This window comes from Streptomyces rectiverticillatus (assembly GCF_013394065.1).
GTDB lineage: Bacteria > Actinomycetota > Actinomycetes > Streptomycetales > Streptomycetaceae > Streptomyces > Streptomyces rectiverticillatus.
The window spans coordinates 2,628,643-2,648,090 of record NZ_CP040752.1; the positions used below are offsets into that span (position 1 = coordinate 2,628,643).

A 19,448-nucleotide genomic window follows, 5' to 3' on the forward strand; every position below is an offset into this window, starting at 1 on the left:
GAGCCTATGGAAACCAGCTTCATCATGTCTTGGACGGATCGACCGGCCGCTGCCTAGCGTCTGGTGCCATGGCACTGGCGACCCGGACGGACCGTCCTCCGTCCCTCATCGGCTCCGTGTGGCGGTCGACCGTCGGCAAGAAGGCGGTCATGGCGGTCACCGGCATGATCATGCTGGCGTACCTGGTCGCCCACGTGGTGGGCAACCTGAAGGTGTTCTTCGGGGCCGGGGAGTTCAACCACTACGGGCACTGGATCCGCACCGTCGGCGAACCCTTCCTGCACTACGAGTGGTTCCTGTGGATCGCCCGCGCCGCCCTCGGGACGGCGGTCGTGCTGCACGGCGTGGCCGCGTACCAGCTCAGCCGCCGCGACCTCGCCGCGCGCCCGCAGAAATACGCACGGAAGCGGCAGCGCGCGAGCTACGCCACCCGCACCATGCGCTGGGGCGGCGTGATCCTCGGGCTGTTCATCGTCTGGCACGTCCTCGACCTGACGACGCTGACGGTCAACCCCAACGCCGAGGAGGGCCGCCCCTACGAGAACCTCGTCGCCTCCCTCGACCGCCCCGCCGTCACGGCCTTCTACATCGCCGCGATGCTCGCCCTCGGGCTGCACATCCGGCACGGCTTCTGGAGCGCCGCCCAGACACTGGGCGCCAACTCGCCGCGCCGCGACCGGGTGCTGAAGTTCCTGGCCGACGCGCTGGCGCTCGTGCTGACCTGCGGCTTCATCGCCGTGCCCGTGGGCGTCCTGATAGGAGTCGTGAGCTGAGCATGTCCACCTCGTCCGCCTCTTCCATCCCGTCCATCTCGTCCATCTCGTCCATCTCATCCGACTACACGCACTACACGACCGGCGAGCCGGTCACCGACACCGCCGCCCCCGGCGGCCCCATAGCCGAACGCTGGGACCGGCGCCGCTTCGAGGCCAAGCTCGTCAACCCCGCGAACCGCCGCAAGCACACCGTCATCGTCGTCGGCACGGGCCTGGCGGGCGGCGCCGCGGGCGCCACCCTCGCCGAGCAGGGCTACCACGTCGTGCAGTTCTGCTACCAGGACTCGCCGCGCCGTGCCCACTCCATCGCCGCGCAGGGCGGCATCAACGCCGCCAAGAACTACCGCAACGACGGCGACTCCGTGCACCGCCTCTTCTACGACACCGTCAAGGGCGGCGACTTCCGCGCCCGCGAGTCCAACGTCCACCGCCTCGCGCAGGTCTCGGTCGAGATCATCGACCAGTGCGTGGCGCAGGGCGTGCCGTTCGCCCGCGAGTACGGCGGGCTGCTCGACACGCGCTCCTTCGGCGGCGTCCAGGTCTCCCGGACGTTCTACGCGCGCGGGCAGACGGGCCAGCAGCTGCTGCTCGGCGCCTACCAGGCGCTCAGCCGCCAGATCGACGCGGGCAACGTCGAGATGCACGCCCGTACCGAGATGCTCGACCTGATCGTCATCGACGGGCGGGCGCGCGGGATCGTGGCGCGCGACCTGATCACAGGGGCCGTCAGCACGTACGTCGCGGACGCGGTGGTCCTCGCCAGCGGCGGCTACGGCAACGTCTTCCACCTCTCCACCAACGCCAAGAACTCCAACGCGACCGCGGTCTGGCGGGCCCACCGCCGCGGCGCGTACTTCGCCAACCCCTGCTTCACCCAGATCCACCCCACCTGCATCCCGCGCTCCGGCGACCACCAGTCGAAGCTGACGCTGATGAGCGAGTCGCTGCGCAACGACGGCCGCATCTGGGTGCCCGCGGCCAAGGGCGACACGCGCCCGCCGGCCGCGATCCCCGAGGACGAGCGCGACTACTACCTGGAGCGGATCTACCCCTCCTTCGGCAACCTCGTCCCCCGCGACATCGCCTCGCGCGCCGCGAAGAACGTCTGCGACGAGGGGCGCGGCGTCGGCCCGGGCGGGCAGGGCGTCTACCTGGACTTCGCCGACGCCATCGCCCGCATGGGCCGCAAGGCCGTCGAGGCCAAGTACGGCAACCTCTTCGAGATGTACGAGCGGATCACGGCGGAGAACCCGTACGAGGTCCCCATGCGGATCTACCCGGCCATCCACTACACCATGGGCGGCCTGTGGGTGGACTACGACCTGCAGACCACCGTGCCGGGCCTGTTCGCGATCGGCGAGGCCAACTTCTCCGACCACGGCGCCAACCGCCTGGGCGCCTCGGCGCTGATGCAGGGCCTGGCCGACGGCTACTTCGTCCTCCCCTCCACCATCAACGACTTCCTGGCCCGGCACCCGCACGACGCCGTACCCGAGGACCACCCGGCCGTGGCGGAGGCCATAACGGAAGTGACGGACCGGCTGCACCGCCTCCTCGCCGCCGACGGCGACCGCACCCCGGACTCCTTCCACCGCGAGCTCGGCGAACTGCTGTGGGACGAATGCGGCATGGCCCGCACCGAGACGGGCCTGCGCAAGGCGCTCGGCCGCATCCCCGCCCTGCGCGAGGAGTTCTGGCGCCGCATCAAGGTGCCCGGGACCGGCGAGGAACTCAACCAGTCCCTGGAGAAGGCCAACCGCATCGTCGACTACCTCGAACTCGCCGAGCTGATGTGCCTGGACGCCCTGCACCGCTCGGAATCCTGCGGCGGCCACTTCCGGGAGGAGAGCGCGACGCCCGAGGGCGAGGCGGCCCGCAAGGACGAGGAATTCTCGTACGCGGCGGCCTGGGAATTCACCGGGACGGGCCGGGCGCCGGTCCTCCACAAAGAAGCGCTGACCTTCGAATACGTCCACCCCACCCAGCGGAGCTACGCGTAATGGACCTCACCCTGCGCATCTGGCGCCAGCGCAACGCCGGCGAGCCGGGCGCCATGACCACCTACCGGGTCACGGGAATCAGCGAGGACATGTCCTTCCTGGAGATGCTCGACCACCTCAACGAGGAGCTGATCCTCACCGGGGACGAGCCCGTGGCCTTCGACCACGACTGCCGCGAGGGCATCTGCGGCGCGTGCGGCATGGTCATCAACGGGCAGGCGCACGGGCCCGAGCGGACCACGACCTGCCAGCTGCACATGCGCCACTTCGCCGACGGCGACACCATCGACGTCGAGCCGTGGCGGGCGGCGGCCTTCCCGGTCGTGAAGGACCTGGTCGTCGACCGCTCCGCCTTCGACCGCATCATCGGCTCCGGCGGCTACGTCACCGCTCCCACCGGCTCCGCCCCCGAGGCCCACGCCACGCCCGTGCCCAAGCCGGTCGCCGACCTCGCCTTCGAGCACGCCGAGTGCATCGGCTGCGGCGCGTGCGTGGCCGCCTGCCCCAACGGCTCGGCGATGCTCTTCACCTCCGCGAAGGTCGTCCACCTCAACGTCCTCCCGCAGGGCGGCCCCGAGCGGGAGTCCCGGGTGCTGGACATGGTGGGCACGATGGACGACCAGGGCTTCGGCGGCTGCACGAACACCGGCGAGTGCGCCGTGGCCTGCCCGAAGGGCATCCCCCTGCAGTCCATCGCCGCCATGAACCGCGAATACCTGCGGGCCACGCTCAAGGGCGGCCGACGGCGCTGAGCCGGCGGGCCGGCGGCCGGGCCGGCACAGCAGGTCAGCGGCCCGGGCCGGCGGCCCGGTCAGCGGGCGCCGAAGACCTGGGTCCAGCGGGGGCCGCCCGGGGCGTGGTTGACGCCCACGCCGATCTCCTTGAAGGAGCAGTTGAGGATGTTCTTGCGGTGGCCGTCGCTCTTCATCCAGGAGTCCATGACGGAGGCCGCCGACTGCTGCCCGTAGGCGATGTTCTCGCCGTACGTGCTCCAGTTGTAGCCGGCGGCGGTGATGCGGTCGCCGGGGCCCTTGCCGTCGGGGCTGGTGTGGTTGAAGAAGCTGCGGGCGGCCATGTCGTCGGAGTGGCCCTGGGCCGCCGCGTCCAGGGTGCTGTTCTCGGTCAGGGGCGAGCAGCCCACCTTGGCGCGCTCGGCGTTGGCCAGAGCGGTGACCTGCTGACCGAGCGAGCCGCCGCCGGGGTTCGCGGCCTTGGGGGCGCGCTTGGCCGGGCTCGCGCTCTTCGCCTCGGGCGAGGGCTTCGCGGAGGCGGCGGACCGGCTCGGCTCCGCGGAGGGCGAGGCGGAGGAGGATGCGGACGCCGACGGCTTGGCCGAGGCGGAGGCTGAGGCGGACGCGCTCGCCGAGGCGGACGGGGAGGCGGCGGACGGCAGCACGGACGCGCCGGCGTCGAGGGCCTTCACCCGGTTCTGCGGCGCCTGGCCGTCCTTGGCGGAGACGGACGTCTCCCCGGGCGAGTCGGTGAAGAGGTAGAGACCGCCGAGGACGCCGCCCGTGAGAAGGGCGAGGGCGGCGGCGCCGGCCGCGGCCCGCTTGGCGGTGCGGGGGCGGCGGGCGCGGTGGCCCCCGTTGCCGTTGCCCGCGCGGCGGCGGGCCACGCGCGTGCCCGCGCGCGTGCCTTCGCCGGCGCCGGCCGGGGATGCCGCCGGTGACCCCGCCGGTGATCCCGCCGGGGAGGCGTGGGCGTGGGCCACCTGCTGCGTCTGCAGCACCGACCCGCCGCGCCACCAGCCCAGCAGCCCGGCGCCCAGCGGCACCAGGCCGAGGCCGACGAGCAGCCCCTCGGCGGGGACCAGGGCCGACGTCGCGCCGACGCAGCGGCCGCAGCCGCGCACGTGACGGGCGACGCGCTTGCGCCACAGGGCGGAGGGGGCGCCGTCCCAGGAGGCGACGACGTCGCCGAGCTGCGGGCAGGCGGGCTGAGCGGCGAGGGCCCGGACGACGCCGCGGGCGGTGTCCAGCTGGGCCTTGGTGCGCTGGATGCGGACGGCGGCGTGCTGCGGGGTCATGTCGAGGGCGGCGGCGACCTCGGCGCGCGTCAGCTCGCCGGCGGCCTCCAGCCACCACAGGGACAGCACGGTCTGCTCGTCGTCGTCGAGCCAGCGCGTGGCCTCGGCGACCTCCTTGCGCTGCCCCTGCAGACCGAGCCGGACGATGGTGATGTCGACGAAGTCCGCCTCCGGGTCGGGGACTTCGGCGACCTCCTGCAGGCCACTGACGGGAGTCTCCGGGCGCTCCCGCCAGTGGCTGCGTATCTGGTTCATGGTGATGGCGACGAGCCAGGACCGGAAGGCGGCGGCGTCGCGCAGCTCGCCGAGGCCGTTGATGACCCGGAGCATGGTCTCCTGGACCACGTCGTCGACGTCGGCGTGGCCGCCCAGGGCCCGGCCGACGATGTTGTAGACGAGCGGCAGGTACGCGGCGACGAGCTCGTCCTGTGCCGCCGTGTCCCCGGCTCGCGCCGCCTCGACCACGGCCACGCTCTGACTGTTCACGCTCCGCCACCCTTCTCCGGCATTCCGTTTCGGGAGTCGATCCGTTCGGTCCGACACATTGGAGATGCGGATGGGGCGCGACGATAACAAAAACTGCCCGGAAAACTTCAAGGGGACCGGACAAATCCTCCTATGTGCGGCTGCTGTTCGCCGCACTCCAGGAAGGTTCCAGGAATTCGGTGAGGATCCCCGGAGTCGCCGCCTCCGCGAAGCCTGCGGCAGTACCGGCGGACATGTCCCGAATGCGGTATCCGCCCTCCCCCGCGGCGACGGCGGCGGTCGCGGTGACGACGCCCGCCCGGCGGGAGAAGGGGCTGTCGGTGAAGGTCCACGCCAGGACGGCCGACCGGTCCAGGGCCGTCGTCTCCCGGCCGAAGGTGCCGGACCGCACGAGGAGGAAGCGGCCCCGGAGGCCGTGGCCGAGCCCGCGGTAGGCGTCGCGCGCGAGCCCGTAGGCGACGGGGGCGGCGAGGAGCACCCAGCCCGCCGCGCAGTACAGCAGGACGGGCGTCAGGAGCGCGCCCAGCACGGCGAGCGCGGCGGCGGGCGGCAGCACGCACCACGCGAGAGCCCGCACGACGCGGCGGCGGAGCGCGGCCCGCGGGTGGCGCTCCAGCTCCGGCGCGCCGAGGGACGCGCCGAGGGGCTCGCCCAGCACCCCGTCGCACACGCGCAGTGCCTCGCCGTATGAGGCGGGCGGCAGGACGACGCTGCGGCGGCGGTTCTCCTCCTTGTCGCCGAGGCCGCCAGCGACGGCCCGGACGCTCGCCCCGCCGCCCGCGCGCAGCAGGAGCGGCTCGCGCAGGGTCACGCCGCGCAGGCGGGCGCGCTCGATGGAGACGGACCGCGTGGTGAACAGGCCGCGACGTACGCGCAGGGTGGCCGCGTCGGTCCACTCCAGGCGGTAGTCCCACCACTGCTCGGCGTACAGCGTCACCGCGCCGACGGCACCGAGGGCGGTGATCGCGAGGAGGGCGAGCGGGATCGTGACCCACAGGAAGCTGTGGCCGAAGTCCTCGAAGGCGCGGCGGACGATGCCGATGCGCCAGGGCTCGACGCCGATCCCGTCGAGGATCCGCCACACGCCGCCTGCGGCGGCGAAGACGCCGCCGACGACCCAGAACGTCAGCGGGGCGTAGCGCAGCCGGCGCAGGTCGGCGGTGGCGAGGACGGGGTCGCCGGCGCGGCCGGCGCCGGAGCGGGCGAGGAGCTCGGCGCGCAGCCGGACGGCTTCGGGGCGGGCGAGGGCCTCCAGGGAGATCTCGCCGCCGCTCCCCCCGCCGCCGGTGCCGGCGCGCAGCACGGCGAGGCCGAGGACGCGCTGGACGACGTTGGCGGTGATGTCGACGTTGCGGACGCGGTGCAGGGGGATCGCGCGGGCGCTGCGCGTGAACAGGCCGGTGCGGAGCTCGACGGCGTCGGCGGTGACGCGGTAGCGGGTGCGCCGCCAGGTGACGACGCCGCTCGCGGTGATGGCGGCGAAGACGGCGCCGATCACGGCGAGGGTGATCCACGCGCGCGTGTCGAAGCGGCCGCCGGTGGCGAGCGCGGTGAGGGCGAGCGAGCCGAGGGGCGCGCCCATCCAGGTGCAGTGCACGGCGATCGTGCGGGGGTCGAGGGTGCGCCACTGCTCGGGACGCTGCTCGCTCATGCGGCGTCACCGTCCCCGGGTACGAGGCGGGCGGCGTCGGCGATCCGGGCGGCCAGCCGCTCCGCGGCCTCGTCGGAGACTCCGGTGATGCGGACGTCACCGGCCGTGGAGGCGGTGGTGACGGTGACCGTGGCGAGGCCGTAGCGGCTCTGGAGCGGGCCGCGGACGGTGTCGACGGTCTGGACGCGCGAGAGCGGGGCTATGCGGCGCTTGTGCAGGAGCCAGCCGCCGGCGGCGTAGACCGCGGCCTCCCCGACCTCCCAGGCGTGGACGCGGCAGCGCAGGCGCGGCATGGCCAGGACGTAGCCGGCGGCGGGCAGGACGAGGACGGCGAGGACGAGCGGGGCGAGCCAGGGGAGGGCGCCGGGGAAGAACAGCAGGGAGTTGACGAGCAGGGCGGCCGCGATGAGCAGCAGGGGGCCGGTGACCGTCAGCAGTGCCTGCACGGTCCACCAGCGGCGGGCCCGCGGGTCCACGCCGTTGCGGGGTGGCCTGAGCCGGGGCTGCATCTGTGCGTGGGCGCCGCGTCGGTGTCCTGTCATGGGCGTGCCGCTCCTGTTTTCCAAGTCAGTTGTATGGCAATAAGCTATAGCAATACAAACGACTTGGAAAGATGAGGTGGTGGGCGTGCCCAAGCGCGTGGACCACGAGGCCCGCCGCCGGGCGATCGCGGAAGCGCTGTGGCGCATCGCGTGCGCGCGGGGGCTCGACGGCGCGAGCCTGCGCGACGTCGCGGCGGAGGCGGGGATCTCGCTGGGGCAGCTCCAGCACTACTTCTCCAGCAAGGACGAGATGCTCGTCTTCGCCCTCAAGTACTTGAGCGGCCTGGCGGAGGAGCGCATCCGCGCGCGCCTCATGGGCCTCGCCGCGCCGCCGTCACCGCGGGACGTCCTGCGGGAGACGGTCATGGAGATGCTCCCCCTCGACGAGGAGAGCCGCACCGGGAACCTGGTCCAGATCGCCTACTTCGTACGCGCCCTCCACGACGAACGGCTACGCGGCCACGCGAAGGAGGGCGTACCGGCGCTACGGGCCTTCTACGCGGACCAGATCCGGGCGGGGATCGCCCGGGGCGAGGTGGAGACGTCCCGCGCACCGGACGCGGAAGCGATGCTCCTGATCGCCCTGACGGACGGGCTGACGACGTATCTCCTCCTGGAGGTGTGCACGCCGGAGGAGGCGAAGGGGTTGCTGGAGGACCACTTGGAACGCCTGTTCACACGGTGAGGCCGGGGGATGGCGGGGGGCGGTTCGGCACCGCCGGGATGCGCCGCGGTGGTTGAACGCCGGTCGCGGCGGAAGGAACGGCCGGCACGGCCCGGCCACGAACGCCGGGCGTCCACGGCGGCGCCGTGCCGGGCAGGCAGGCCCCTCGGCACCGCCGGAACGCGCCGCGGGGATTGCACGCCGTCGCGGCCGAAGAAGACACCGGACCCGGCAGATCACGAACGCCCGGCACCCACTCCCCCGCCGCCGCGGCGCTCAGCCACCGCGGCGGAGAGCGGCGGTGCCGTGCCGGGCGGGCTGGATCGGTCGGCGCCGCCGGGGGATGGTTACGGCCTGCGTTGGGCGCGGTTGCGGCCGCCCGGGCCCGGGGACAGGGTCGTGGCGAGTTCGTTCAGGGCGTCCAGGAGGAGTTCGGAGCCCCGGACGGCGACGCCCTCCTCGCCCTCCTCCGTACGCCACGCGGCGAGCGCCGCCTGAGGGGCCGTCCAGTCGAGGGGCTTGCGGTCCCGGACGGCCGCCGCGGCGGCCGGCAGGGCGTCGGCCACGGCGGCGGCGAACCGGGCCGCGCCCTTCGACGGTTCGACGTCCTTCTCCGGCAGGTGGGCCTCCATCAGCAGCGTCGCCCGGCCCATCGTGGCCAGCGCCGACTCCGCCGCCCGCTCCGAGGTGCGCGAGAGCCCGCGGTGCCGCACGGGCTCGGTCAGGGCGCGGCCGGCCATCTCCTCCCAGGCCGCGCGGGCGGCGCGCGCATCGAGCAGGGCCTCGCGCACCCGGCGCGACTTGCGCTCCCCGGGTTCGGCGTACGCGCCCAGCACGGCGAGCGCGTAGTGCCCGTTGGCGGTGAGCCAATCGGCGAGCCGGTCCCGCAGCCGCGGCGTCTCCCAGGTGGGGAAGAGCGCGTAGGCGGCCATCGCCAGCAGCCCGCCGAGCAGGGTGAGGGCGACGCGCGCCTCGACGGTCTGCGACCAGCCCTCCCCCGCGATGCCGAGCAGGAAGACGACGTACGCGGTGATGCACGCGGAGGTCACGCTGTAGCCGGTGCGCATCAGCAGGTACATCAGCCCGGCGCACACGACCGACAGGCCGGCGCACACCCACGGCCCGGGGTGCGTGAGTGCCATCAGCACGCCGGCGACGGCCACGCCGACGACCGTCCCGGCGAACCGGGCGACGCCCCGCGAGTACGTCTGGCCGAAGTCGGGCCGCATCACCATCACGGAGGTCATGGGCGCCCAGTAGGCGTGCCCCCACGGCAGGGCGGTGCCGGCGGCGTAGCCGGCGAGGACCACCGCGGCGGACCGTACGGCGTGCCGCCCGACCGGCGACGACCAGCGCGCCTCGCGCCGCAGCGCCCGCAGCCCGACGGGCACGAGGCGGGGCACGGACGGCCGCAGCAGGTGCCGGTGTTCGGGGGCGCCGCGCGCCGCGGTCCGGCGCACGGGCTGGTCGGTGGCGTCGACCGCGTCGCCGAGCAGGGCCATCAGGCGCAAGGCGGAGCGGCGCGCGGCGCCGTGCAGGACCGGCCCGGTGGCGGGCACGGTGAGGACGGCGGTCGCCTCCTCGGGCAGTTTCACGGGCTTGCCCCACCGGATGGCGCGCGCGACCGCGTCCAGCACGGTCGCCGCCGCGCCCAGCAGGTCCCGCGCGCGGTCCCGTTCGGGCCCTTCGGCGGGGGCGCCGAGGACGGGGTCGGCGAGCGCGGCGAGCACGGGCCGCAGCCGTTCGGCGACGCCGCGCGGCCCGCCCAGCTGGCGGGGCCGGCTGCGGGCCTGGCGGGGGGTCAGCTCGGCGGCCTCGCGGGCGTCCATGAGCGGCTGCGGGTCGAAGCCAGCCTGCGGATCGTGCCGGAGGCGGCGCGCGTAGTCCGCCTCGGCGGCGAGCGCGTCGGCGAGCGCGTCCCGCTGGACGCCCCAGGGGCGGACGGGCAGGAGCACGATGAGGGCCGCCTGGACGAGCCCGCCGACGGCGATCAGCCCGGCGTGGTGCACCGCCCCCGTGACGGACGTCGGGAGCGTGACGGTGACGAGCATGACGGCGATCGTCTGCGTGGCGACCAGGCCGGAGACCGGCCCGACCGCCCAGGCCATGCCCGCGAGCAGCGTCCAGACCGTCAGCAGGGTGCCGAAGACGACGGGGTCGAAGGCGGCCACGTAGCCGAGGAAGGTGCTGACGGCGAGGCCGACCGCCACGGCGAGCGCCAGCACCGGGCGGGGCCGCCAGCTCCGCTGGAAGGTCACCAGCCCGGCGGAGAACGCGCCGAACGCGGACGACACCGCGAGCGCCGGGGTCCCCAGCCACAGGATGACCCCGACGACGATCGCCACGCCGAGCGCGCCACGGGCGGCGACCACGGGCGTCAGCTTGGTGCGCTCGATCGTCAGCCCGTCGCGCGCGGCCTTCCGCAACGCACTGGACCAGGTCATGGCCTGAGCTTACGTTCCGGATGATCGGGTTCCGTGCAGCGGGACGTCCTCAGCGGTGGCTCGGGAAGCCCAGGTCCACGCCGCTGTCGGCCGGGTCGGGCCACCGGGTGGTGACGACCTTGCCGCGCGTGTAGAAGTGGACGCCGTCGTTTCCGTAGATGTGGTGGTCGCCGAAGAGGGAGTCCTTCCAGCCGCCGAAGGAGTGGTAGCCGACCGGCACCGGGATGGGCACGTTGATGCCGACCATCCCCGCCTCGACCTCCAGCTGGAAGCGGCGGGCCGCGCCGCCGTCCCGGGTGAAGACGGCCGTGCCGTTGCCCCACGGCGAGGAGTTGATGAGGGCCAGCCCCTCCTCGTAGGACTCCGCGCGCAGCACGCACAGCACCGGGCCGAAGATCTCGTCACGGTAGGCGTCGGCCTCGGCCGGCACCTTGTCGAGCAGGGACAGCCCGATCCAGTGCCCGTCCTCGTAGCCCTCGACCGTGAAACCGGTGCCGTCGAGGACCACCTCGGCGCCCTGGGCGGCCGCGCCGTGCACGTAGGAGGCGACCTTGTCGCGGTGGGCCTTGGTGATGAGCGGGCCCATCTCGGAGGCGGGGTCGTCGCCCGGCCCGATCTTGATCTTCTCCGCGCGCTCGCGGATCTTCGCCACCAGCTCGTCGCCGGCCGCACCCACCGCGACGACCGCGGAGACGGCCATGCAGCGCTCGCCGGCCGAGCCGTACGCGGCGGATACGGCGGCGTCGGCGGCCGCGTCGAGGTCGGCGTCGGGCAGCACCAGCATGTGGTTCTTGGCCCCGCCGAGGGCCTGGACGCGCTTGCCGTGCTCGCTCGCCACCCGGTGGATGTGGCGGGCGATGGGGGTCGAGCCCACGAAGGAGACGGCGGCGACGTCCGGGTGGGTCAGCAGCCGGTCGACGGCCTCCTTGTCGCCGTTGACGACGTTGAGGACGCCCTCGGGGAGCCCGGCCTCGGCGGCCAGCTGGGCCAGCAGGATCGCGGGCGAGGGGTCCTTCTCGCTGGGCTTGAGCACGAAGGTGTTGCCGCAGGCGATCGCCAGCGGGAACATCCACATCGGCACCATCGCCGGGAAGTTGAACGGCGTGATGCCCGCGACGACGCCGAGCGGCTGGCGGATCGCCGCCACGTCCACGCCGCCGGACACCTGGGTCGACAGCTCGCCCTTGAGCTGCGTGGTGATGCCGCACGCCAGCTCGACGATCTCCAGGCCGCGGGCGACCTCGCCGAGGGCGTCGGAGTGCACCTTGCCGTGCTCGGCCGTGATCAGCTCGGCGAGCTCGGCGCGGTGGGCGTCCAGCAGCGCGCGGTAGCGGAAGAGGATCGCGGTGCGGGTGGCGAGGGAGGACGTGCCCCACGTCGCGAAGGCGGCCTTGGCGGCGGCGACGGCGGCGTCCACCTCCTCCGCCGAGGCGAAGGCGACCCGCGTCGTCCGCGCGCCCGTCGCCGGGTCGGTGACCGGCCCGTACGTGCCGGAGGTGCCCTCGACGGCCTTGCCGTCGATCCAGTGGTTGACGGTCTTCATCGGTCGGCCTCTCCTACGGTCAAAGATAGCGGCGGCGGGCGGCGGCGTGGCGCTCGTACTCCTCCCGGGCCCTGCGGGCCGCCGGGCGGGTCGCGGTCCCGGCGACAGGCACATCCCACCACGCCTGGGCAGGGGGCGCGCCCGGCACTGTGTCGGCTGTTTCGGTCTCGACATAGACACATGCGGGGCGCGTGGAGGCGCGCGCCTCGGACAGCGCCTCCCGCAGCTCACCGGCCGTGCGGGCGCGCAGCACGTGCATCCCGAGCGAGGCGGCGTTGGCGGCCAGGTCCACGGGCAGCGGGTCGCCGGTGTACGTGCCGTCCGCGGCCCGGAAGCGGTAGGCGGTGCCGAAGCGCTCGCCGCCCACGGACTCGGACAGGCCGCCGATCGAGGCGTACCCGTGGTTCTGGATCAGCACGACCTTGACCGGGATCCCCTCCTGTACGGCGGTGACCAGCTCCGTCGGCATCATCAGGTACGTGCCGTCGCCGACGAGCGCCCACACCGGGCGGCCGGGCTCGGCCAGGGCGACGCCGATCGCCGCCGGGATCTCGTAGCCCATGCAGGAGTAGCCGTATTCGAGGTGGTACTGGCGGCGGGAGCGGGCGCGCCAGAGCTTGTGCAGGTCGCCGGGGAGGGAGCCGGCGGCGTTGATGACGACGTCGGAGTCGTCGACGACGGCGTCGAGGGCGCCGAGGACCTGGGCCTGCGTCGGGCGCGCGGCGGCGTCCTGCGGGGTGAACGCCCGGGTGACGAGCTGCTCCCAGGCCTGCTTGCCGGCCGTGTACTCCTTCTCGTACGCGTCCGGGACGCGGTGGCCGGCCAGGGCTTCCGTCAGCGCCTCCAGTCCGGTGCGGGCGTCCGCGACGAGCGGCAGGGCTGCGAGCTTGTGCGCGTCGAAGGGGGCGATGTTGAGGTTGACGAAGCGGACGCCCGGGGCGGCGAAGAGGGTGTTCGAGGCGGTGGTGAAGTCGCTGTAGCGGGTGCCGGCGCCGATGACCAGGTCGGCCGTGCGGGCCAGGTCGTCGGCGACGGCCGTGCCGGTGTGGCCGACGCCGCCGACGTCCGCCGGGTGGGCGTGGTGCAGGGATCCCTTGCCGGCCTGGGTGGAGGCGACGGGGATGCCGGTCGCGTCGGCGAGGGCGCGCAGCGCCTCCTCGGCCTCGCTGTGGTGGACGCCGCCGCCTGCGATCAGCAGGGGGCGGCGGGCGGCCCGTACCGCCGCCGCGGCCGCGGCCAGTCCGGCCGGGTCGGGGGCGGGGCGGCGCACGTGCCAGACGCGCTCGGCGAAGAACTCCTCCGGCCAGTCGTACGCCTCGGCCTGCACGTCCTGCGGCAGGGCGAGGGTGACGGCGCCCGTCTCGACGGGGTCGGCGAGGACGCGTACGGCCTGCAGGGCGGCGGGGATCAGGGCCTCGGGGCGGGTGACGCGGTCGAAGTACCTCGACACGGGCCGCAGGCAGTCGTTGACGGACACGTCCCCCGCGCCGGGGTGTTCGAGCTGCTGCAGGACGGGGTCGGCGGGGCGGCCGGCGAACGTGTCGCCGGGCAGCAGGAGGACGGGGATGCGGTTGACCGTGGCGAGGGCGGCGCCGGTGACGAGGTTGGTGGCGCCGGGGCCGATGGACGTGGTGACGGCATGTGCGGAGAGCCGGTCGAGGTGGCGGGCGTAGCCGACGGCCGCATGGACCATGGCCTGTTCGTTGCGGCCCTGGTGGAACGGCATGGCGTCGCCGGACTCCAGCAGCGCCTGCCCGATCCCGGCGACGTTGCCGTGGCCGAAGATGCCCCAGCAGGCGGCGATCAGGCGCTGCCGGCGGCCGTCGCGCTCGGTGTACTGGCGGGCGAGGAACTCCACCAGGGCCTGGGCGACGGTGAGGCGGCGGGTGGCCGTCCGGTCGGTCGTCATCGGTTCCCTCCCGGGTAGAGCGGCAGCCGCGGGTCGACCGGCTGGTCCCGCCACGTCGTACGGATCCAGGCGTGGTCGGGGTGGTCGCGGATGAGCCATTCGCGCTCCGCGCCGGGGCCGGCCATGACGTTGAGGTAGTACATGTCGTGGCCGGGCGCGGCCATGGAGGGGCCGTGCCAGCCGTCGGGGATGAGCACGACGTCGCCCGTGCGGACCTCGGCGAGGACGTCGGTGCCCTTGTCGCGCGAGGGCGACACGCGCTGGTAGCCCGGGCCGGGGGTGCCGGTGGGTCCGTCCGCGATCTCGAAGTAGTAGATCTCCTCCAGCTCGGACTCCTCGCCCGGGTGGTGCTCGTCGTGCTTGTGGGGCGGGTAGGAGGACCAGTTGCCGCCGGGGGTGAGAACTTCGACGGCGATGAGCTTGTCGCACGCGAAGGCGCCTGCGGCGGCGAAGTTGTTGACCTGACGGGAACAGGCGCCGGAGCCGCGCAGCTCGACGGGGACGGCCTCGGCGGGGCCGTAGCGGGCGGGCAGACGGCGCTCGCAGCGGGCTCCGGCGAGGGCGAAGCGGCCGCCGGACGGGGTGGTGAGGGTGACGGTGGCGTCGCGGGGGACGTAGGCGAAATCGGTGACGGAGACGAAGGGGCTCGCGCGGCCGTGCAGTTCGAGGGTCTCGTCGTCACCGGTGACGACGGTGCAGCCGCCGCGGAGCGGCAGGACGATCCACTCGCTGCCGCCGGTGGGGAAGGTGTGGGTGCCGCCGGGCGGGAGGGTGAGAACGCGAAGGGCGGAGTGGGCCCAGCCGGCCTGCTCGGGGGTGACGTCGACGTCGTAGGGCGGGGTCGGGGGCGGGAGCGGGGTCATGGGGCGGCCTCCTGACGGGGGTGGGGTGGACGACGCGGTGAAGGGTGTGACTGGGACCGGGACTGGGACTGGGACCGGGACCGGGGCTCTTCCCCCGCCGCAGCGGCGCGCAACCACCGCGTAGAAGCCCGGCGGTGCCGAGCCCGCCCCCCGTGACGGGCCGGGCGGGACGACGGGCCGTCACCCGCCCACGGACGCACCCCGTAGCACCCGGCCGCGCCGCGCGCAGCGCACCCGTCACAGCAGCCCCACCGCCCTGTCCACCGCCCCGGCCACGTCCCCGTCCGCCGGGTAGAGGAGGGCCCGGCCCACGACGAGCCCCTGGACCGTCGGCAGGCGCAGCGCCGACCGCCAGCGCTCGTACGCCGCGTCCCGGTCGTCCCCGACGTCGCCCCCGAGGAGCACGGCCGGCAGCGTCGACGTCTCCATCACCCGTGCCATGTCCGCGGGGTCGTCCGTCACCGGCACCTTGAGCCAGGTGTAGGCGGACGTGCCCCCCAGCCCGGAGGCGATGGCGATCGCCTTCGTGACGGCCTCGGCGCTCAGGTCGTTGACGACCCTGCCGCCGGCCCGCCGGGAGAGGAACGGTTCGACGAAGACCGGCAGCCGGCGCGCCGCCATCGCATCGACGGCGCGGGCGGCCGCGTGCAGGGTCGTGAGCGAGCCGGGGTCACCGGGGTCGATGCGCAGCAGCAGCTTGCCCGCGTCGAAGCCCAGCGCCGCGAGGTCCTCCGCGCGGGGCCCGGTGAAGCGGTCGTCCATCTCGAAGACCGCGCCGGCCAGCCCGCCGCGGTTCATGGAGCCGATGACGACCTTGTTCTCCAGCGCGCCGAGCAGCAACAGGTCGTCCAGGATGTCGGCGGAGGCGAGGACCCCGTCGACGCCGGGCCGGGACAGTGCGAGACAGAGCCGCTCCAGCAGGTCGGGCCGGGCGGCCATGGCGAGCGGGCGGTCACCGACGCCGAGGGCGCCGCGCGCGGGGTGGTCCGCCGCGATGACCATAAGGCGCCCGCTGTCCCCGACGAGCGGCCGCCGGACACGCCGCCCGGCGGCTTCGGCGATGGCCTCGGGATGCCGGCTGCGAATACGAGCGAGCTCAGCGATCTGCACGGTCACGACCGGGGAACCTCCGTACGGGGAGCACGGGCTTCCGGGCCGGACGTGATGGAGGTGTCGGAAGAGCGAGCCGCACCGGAAGCACCGGACCCGCCGGAGGCGCCCGCGGCCTCGCCCAGCAACCCCTCGATCTCCTCCCCCGTCGGCATCGCCGCCGAGCACGACAGCCGCGAAGCGACCAGCGCCCCCGCCGCGTTGGCGTACCTCAGTGTCCGTTCGAGTGGCCAGCCGGACAGCAGCCCGTGGCACAGGGCCCCGCCGAACGCGTCGCCCGCGCCGAGGCCGTTGACGACCTCCACCTCCACGGGCGGCACTTCCGCCGTCGTCCCGTCGCGGTGGACGGCGAGGACGCCCTCGGGTCCCCGTTTGACCACGGCGAGTTCGACCCCGGCGGCGAGCAGCGCCCGCGCGGCGGCGTGCGGTGCGCGCTCGCCGGTGGCGACCTCGCACTCGTCGGCGTTCCCGACGGCGACCGTGGCGTGGGCGAGGGCCGCGGCGTAGTGCGGCCGGGCGGCGGCCATGGCGGCGGGCCCCGTACGCCCGCCCGCGCCCGAGGCGCCGCCCTCGCCGCCCCAGAACAGCGGCCGCCAGTCGAGGTCGAGGACCGTGACGCCGCGCCGCCCGCGCGCCGCGAGCGCGGCCAGCGTCGCGGCCCGGCTGGGCTCCTCGCACAGGCCGGTGCCGGTCGCCCAGAAGACGCGGGCGGCCCGGATCGCGCCGAGGTCGAGCTCGTGGGGGTGGATCTCCAGGTCGGGGGCCTTGGGGCGGCGGTAGAAGTAGAGGGGGAAGTCGTCCGGCGGGAAGATCTCGCAGAAGGTCAGGGGCGTGGGGTAGGCGGCGACGGGCGTCACCCACCGGTCGGAGACGCCGAAGTCGCGCAGCGCGTCGTGGAGGTAGTCGCCGAAGGGGTCGGCGCCGGTGCGGCTGATGAGCGCCGTGCGCCTGCCGAGCCGCGCCGCGGCGACGGCGACGTTCGCCGCCGAGCCGCCCAGGAACTTCCCGAAGGTCTCGGCCTTCGCCAGCGGCACGCCGCTCTGCAGGGGATACAGGTCCACGCCGACCCGGCCCATGGTGATCAGGTCGAACGGGGTGGGGGACGTACGCGGACTCGGCTGGCTCATCGGCTCGGCGCCCTTCCTGACGATTCGGCTCAGGTCTAGCCGGGTCCGCCGGACCCTGTCAAGGATTTGTCCTTACATATAGACGTGAACGGAACACGACTTGACGTTACGTCCGTATGTCCGGACGAAGCCTTGACACTCCCCCGCCCCCCTAGGAAGCTACGGGCAATCCCGCCCTCGCCCGAGGAGAGCCACCATGCCCGCTCCCCACGCGACGCCCCCCGCCGCCGACCGCCGCCGCATCCGGGTCGGCTCCGCCCCCGACTCGTGGGGCGTCTGGTTCGCCGACGATCCCGCGCAGCTGCCGTGGCGGCAGTTCCTCGACGAGGTCGCCGAGGCGGGCTACGAGTGGATCGAGCTGGGCCCGTACGGCTATCTGCCGACCGACGCCGCCCGCCTGCGCGACGAGACGCAGCGGCGCGGCCTCACGGTCTCCGCCGGCACGGTCTTCACCGCGCTGCACCGCGGGCCGGCCGCCTGGGAGGCGACCTGGGCGCACGTCGCCCCCGTCGCCGAGCTCACTGCCGCGATGGGCGCCCGCCACCTCGTCGTCATCCCCTCCTTCTGGCGCGACGACAAGACCGCGGAGATCGTCGAGGACCCCGAGCTGAGCGCGGAGCAGTGGCGCCACCTCGCCGCCGGCACGGAGCGGCTCGCCCGCGAGGTCCGCGAGCGCTACGGGCTCGGCATCGTCGTCCACCCTCACGCCGACACCCACATCGACAGCGAGGCGCACGTCGCGCGCTTCCTGGACGCCACGGACGCGTCGCTGGTCAGCCTCTGCCTGGACACCGGGCACTACGCGTACTGCGGCGGGGACAGCGTCCGGCTCATCGAGACGTACGGGGAACGGATCGGCTACCTCCACCTCAAGCAGGTCGACCCGGAGGTCCTCGCGGACGTCCTCGCCAAGGGGACGGCCTTCGGTCCCGCCGTGCGGCAGGGCGTCATGTGCGAGCCGCCGCAGGGGGTTCCCGCGCTGGAACCCGTCATCGACGCGGCCTCCCGGCTGGACGCGGACCTGTTCGCCATCGTGGAACAGGACATGTACCCGTGCCCGCCGGACCGCCCGCTGCCGATCGCGCGGCGCACGCGGGGATTCCTGCGCGGCTGCGGCGTCTGAGACGCGTCCGAGACCAGGGAAGTGGCACACATGGCGCACATGGCGCACATGACACGTACGGAGCACGAAGGCGCCCTCGGCGTCGCCGTCATCGGCACGGGGCGGATGGGGTCCGACCACGTCCGGCGCATCGACGAGGCCATCAGCGGGGCCCGGGTCGCCGCGGTCATAGACGTCGACGGCGAACGCGCGGAGAAGGTGGCGCGGGGCGTCCCCGGATGCGCGGCCTACACGGACGCCGCCGCGGCGATGGACGCGCCCGGCGTCGACGCCGTGCTCATCGCCTCGCCCGGGCCCGCGCACGAGGCGGCCCTGCTGGCCGCCCTCGCGCGCGACCTGCCCGTACTGTGCGAGAAGCCCCTCACGCCCGATGCGGCGTCCGCGCTGCGGGTGCTGGACGCCGAGGTCCGGCTCGGGCACCGGCGGGTGCAGGTGGGCTTCATGCGGCGCTACGACGCCGAATACGTGCAGCTCAAGGCGCTGCTCGACGGCGGGGCGCTCGGAAGGGCGCTGATGCTGCACTGCCGGCACCGCAACGTGGCCACGCCGCCCGGCTTCACCGAGGCGATGATGATCAACGACTCGGTGGTGCACGAGATCGACGCCACGCGGTGGCTGCTGGGGCAGGAGATCACGGCGGTGAGCGTGGTGAAACCGGCCCCGTCGTCCGCCGCGCCGGACGCCCTGAGCGACCCTCAGCTGGTCATCCTGGAAACGTCCGGCGGGGCGGTCGCCGACGTCGAGATCTTCGTCAACTGCGGCTTCGGCTACCAGGTGCAGTGCGAGGCGGTGGCCGAGCGCGGCAGCGCGCGGCTCGGCGACGCCCACGGGCTGTACGTGAACGCGGCCGGCCGCTGGGGCGGCGCCGTCGCCCAGGACTACGTGGACCGCTTCCGCGACGCGTACGACCGCGAGGTCCAGCACTGGGTCGACACCACGCGGCGCGGGGTGACGGAGGGACCGAGCGTGTGGGACGGGTACGCGGCGGCAGCGGTCTGCGAGGCGGGCGTCCGGGCCCAGTCCTCGGGCACCCGCACGGAGATCGACCTGGCGCCGCGGCCGCCCTTGTACGCGTGACGGCGGCGCACGCCGATCGCCCTGCCGGCGGCCCGCACCGTTCCGGACGCCGCACACGCGTCCCCTGCAGGCGGACTCGGGGATGCGCGCCGCCCCCCGCACAC

The 19,448-nt window shown here is 74.2% G+C and carries 15 protein-coding genes; 6 read left to right on the forward strand and 9 right to left on the reverse strand.

Going from position 1 to position 19,448, the window contains the following annotated elements; genetic code table 11:
- The first annotated feature begins 68 nt into the window (after positions 1-68).
- From FGW37_RS11290 to FGW37_RS11300, 3 genes are read left to right on the forward strand one after another with little or no spacing between them, the layout of a single operon-like run.
- Positions 69-773, forward strand: a complete 705-nt coding sequence (locus FGW37_RS11290; protein WP_179080947.1) for a succinate dehydrogenase cytochrome b subunit — start codon at positions 69-71, stop codon at positions 771-773.
- 2 nt (positions 774-775) lie between these two features.
- Positions 776-2,776 (forward strand): fumarate reductase/succinate dehydrogenase flavoprotein subunit, encoded by a 2,001-nt coding sequence (locus FGW37_RS11295; protein ID WP_179080948.1) that lies wholly within the window; start codon positions 776-778, stop codon positions 2,774-2,776.
- The gene (locus FGW37_RS11300; protein WP_179080949.1) at positions 2,776-3,528 is read left to right on the forward strand and encodes a succinate dehydrogenase/fumarate reductase iron-sulfur subunit; all 753 of its coding nucleotides are present in this window, start codon (positions 2,776-2,778) and stop codon (positions 3,526-3,528) included. Before FGW37_RS11295 ends, FGW37_RS11300 begins: the two co-directional genes overlap by 1 nt.
- A gap of 59 nt (positions 3,529-3,587) precedes the next feature.
- Here FGW37_RS11300 and FGW37_RS11305 read toward each other — a convergent pair whose 3' ends face one another.
- The 3 genes from FGW37_RS11305 to FGW37_RS11315 form a co-directional block, all read right to left on the reverse strand.
- Complete coding sequence (locus FGW37_RS11305; RefSeq protein WP_179080950.1) at positions 3,588-5,291, reverse strand: sigma-70 family RNA polymerase sigma factor; 1,704 nt, start codon at positions 5,289-5,291, stop codon at positions 3,588-3,590.
- Positions 5,292-5,421: 130 nt separating this feature from the next.
- Positions 5,422-6,942: a PH domain-containing protein gene (locus FGW37_RS11310; protein WP_179080951.1), complete on the reverse strand. Its 1,521-nt coding sequence runs from the start codon at positions 6,940-6,942 to the stop codon at positions 5,422-5,424.
- A complete protein-coding gene (locus FGW37_RS11315) occupies positions 6,939-7,484 on the reverse strand; it encodes a PH domain-containing protein (RefSeq protein WP_246430353.1) in 546 nt (181 codons plus the stop codon). Before FGW37_RS11315 ends, FGW37_RS11310 begins: the two co-directional genes overlap by 4 nt.
- A gap of 85 nt (positions 7,485-7,569) precedes the next feature.
- On the opposite strand from FGW37_RS11315, the gene FGW37_RS11320 reads away from it, so the two are divergent.
- Positions 7,570-8,169, forward strand: a complete 600-nt coding sequence (locus FGW37_RS11320; RefSeq protein ID WP_179080952.1) for a TetR/AcrR family transcriptional regulator — start codon at positions 7,570-7,572, stop codon at positions 8,167-8,169.
- 326 nt (positions 8,170-8,495) lie between these two features.
- Here FGW37_RS11320 and FGW37_RS11325 read toward each other — a convergent pair whose 3' ends face one another.
- The 6 genes from FGW37_RS11325 to iolC all read right to left on the reverse strand — a co-directional run bounded on the left by FGW37_RS11325 (position 8,496) and on the right by iolC (position 17,144).
- Positions 8,496-10,592, reverse strand: a complete 2,097-nt coding sequence (locus FGW37_RS11325) for an FUSC family protein (RefSeq protein ID WP_179080953.1) — start codon at positions 10,590-10,592, stop codon at positions 8,496-8,498.
- A gap of 49 nt (positions 10,593-10,641) precedes the next feature.
- Positions 10,642-12,135 carry a CoA-acylating methylmalonate-semialdehyde dehydrogenase gene (locus FGW37_RS11330; RefSeq protein WP_179080954.1) on the reverse strand — a complete coding sequence of 498 codons (1,494 nt, stop codon included), beginning with the start codon at positions 12,133-12,135 and terminating at the stop codon, positions 10,642-10,644.
- A gap of 19 nt (positions 12,136-12,154) precedes the next feature.
- Positions 12,155-14,044, reverse strand: coding sequence for a 3D-(3,5/4)-trihydroxycyclohexane-1,2-dione acylhydrolase (decyclizing) (iolD, locus tag FGW37_RS11335; protein WP_179080955.1), 1,890 nt, complete (start codon positions 14,042-14,044; stop codon positions 12,155-12,157).
- Entirely contained in the window at positions 14,041-14,907 is an 867-nt protein-coding gene (gene iolB, locus FGW37_RS11340) for a 5-deoxy-glucuronate isomerase (RefSeq protein WP_179080956.1), read from the reverse strand. The genes iolD and iolB overlap by 4 nt, the downstream gene beginning before the upstream one ends.
- 237 nt (positions 14,908-15,144) lie before the next feature.
- Positions 15,145-16,023 carry a Cgl0159 family (beta/alpha)8-fold protein gene (locus FGW37_RS11345; protein ID WP_179080957.1) on the reverse strand — a complete coding sequence of 293 codons (879 nt, stop codon included), beginning with the start codon at positions 16,021-16,023 and terminating at the stop codon, positions 15,145-15,147.
- Complete coding sequence (iolC, locus tag FGW37_RS11350; protein ID WP_179080958.1) at positions 16,020-17,144, reverse strand: 5-dehydro-2-deoxygluconokinase; 1,125 nt, start codon at positions 17,142-17,144, stop codon at positions 16,020-16,022. Before iolC ends, FGW37_RS11345 begins: the two co-directional genes overlap by 4 nt.
- 196 nt (positions 17,145-17,340) lie before the next feature.
- Between iolC and FGW37_RS11355 the strand changes: the two genes are divergently transcribed.
- Both FGW37_RS11355 and FGW37_RS11360 read left to right on the forward strand, forming a co-directional pair.
- Entirely contained in the window at positions 17,341-18,267 is a 927-nt protein-coding gene (locus FGW37_RS11355) for a sugar phosphate isomerase/epimerase family protein (protein WP_179080959.1), read from the forward strand.
- A 48-nt stretch (positions 18,268-18,315) separates the two neighbouring features.
- A complete protein-coding gene (locus FGW37_RS11360; RefSeq protein ID WP_425506510.1) occupies positions 18,316-19,344 on the forward strand; it encodes a Gfo/Idh/MocA family protein in 1,029 nt (342 codons plus the stop codon).
- Positions 19,345-19,448 lie beyond the last annotated feature (104 nt).

Coding starts and splice junctions, on each gene's coding strand:
- iolB (WP_179080956.1), bottom strand. CDS start 14,907: ATGACCCCGCTCCCGCCCCCGACCCCGCCCTACGACGTCGACGTCACC.
- FGW37_RS11330 (WP_179080954.1), bottom strand. CDS start 12,135: ATGAAGACCGTCAACCACTGGATCGACGGCAAGGCCGTCGAGGGCACC.
- iolC (WP_179080958.1), bottom strand. CDS start 17,144: ATGAGCCAGCCGAGTCCGCGTACGTCCCCCACCCCGTTCGACCTGATC.
- FGW37_RS11310 (WP_179080951.1), bottom strand. CDS start 6,942: ATGAGCGAGCAGCGTCCCGAGCAGTGGCGCACCCTCGACCCCCGCACG.
- FGW37_RS11300 (WP_179080949.1), top strand. CDS start 2,776: ATGGACCTCACCCTGCGCATCTGGCGCCAGCGCAACGCCGGCGAGCCG.
- FGW37_RS11360 (WP_425506510.1), top strand. CDS start 18,316: ATGACACGTACGGAGCACGAAGGCGCCCTCGGCGTCGCCGTCATCGGC.
- FGW37_RS11295 (WP_179080948.1), top strand. CDS start 776: ATGTCCACCTCGTCCGCCTCTTCCATCCCGTCCATCTCGTCCATCTCG.
- FGW37_RS11355 (WP_179080959.1), top strand. CDS start 17,341: ATGCCCGCTCCCCACGCGACGCCCCCCGCCGCCGACCGCCGCCGCATC.
- FGW37_RS11325 (WP_179080953.1), bottom strand. CDS start 10,592: ATGACCTGGTCCAGTGCGTTGCGGAAGGCCGCGCGCGACGGGCTGACG.
- FGW37_RS11315 (WP_246430353.1), bottom strand. CDS start 7,484: ATGACAGGACACCGACGCGGCGCCCACGCACAGATGCAGCCCCGGCTC.
- FGW37_RS11290 (WP_179080947.1), top strand. CDS start 69: ATGGCACTGGCGACCCGGACGGACCGTCCTCCGTCCCTCATCGGCTCC.
- iolD (WP_179080955.1), bottom strand. CDS start 14,044: ATGACGACCGACCGGACGGCCACCCGCCGCCTCACCGTCGCCCAGGCC.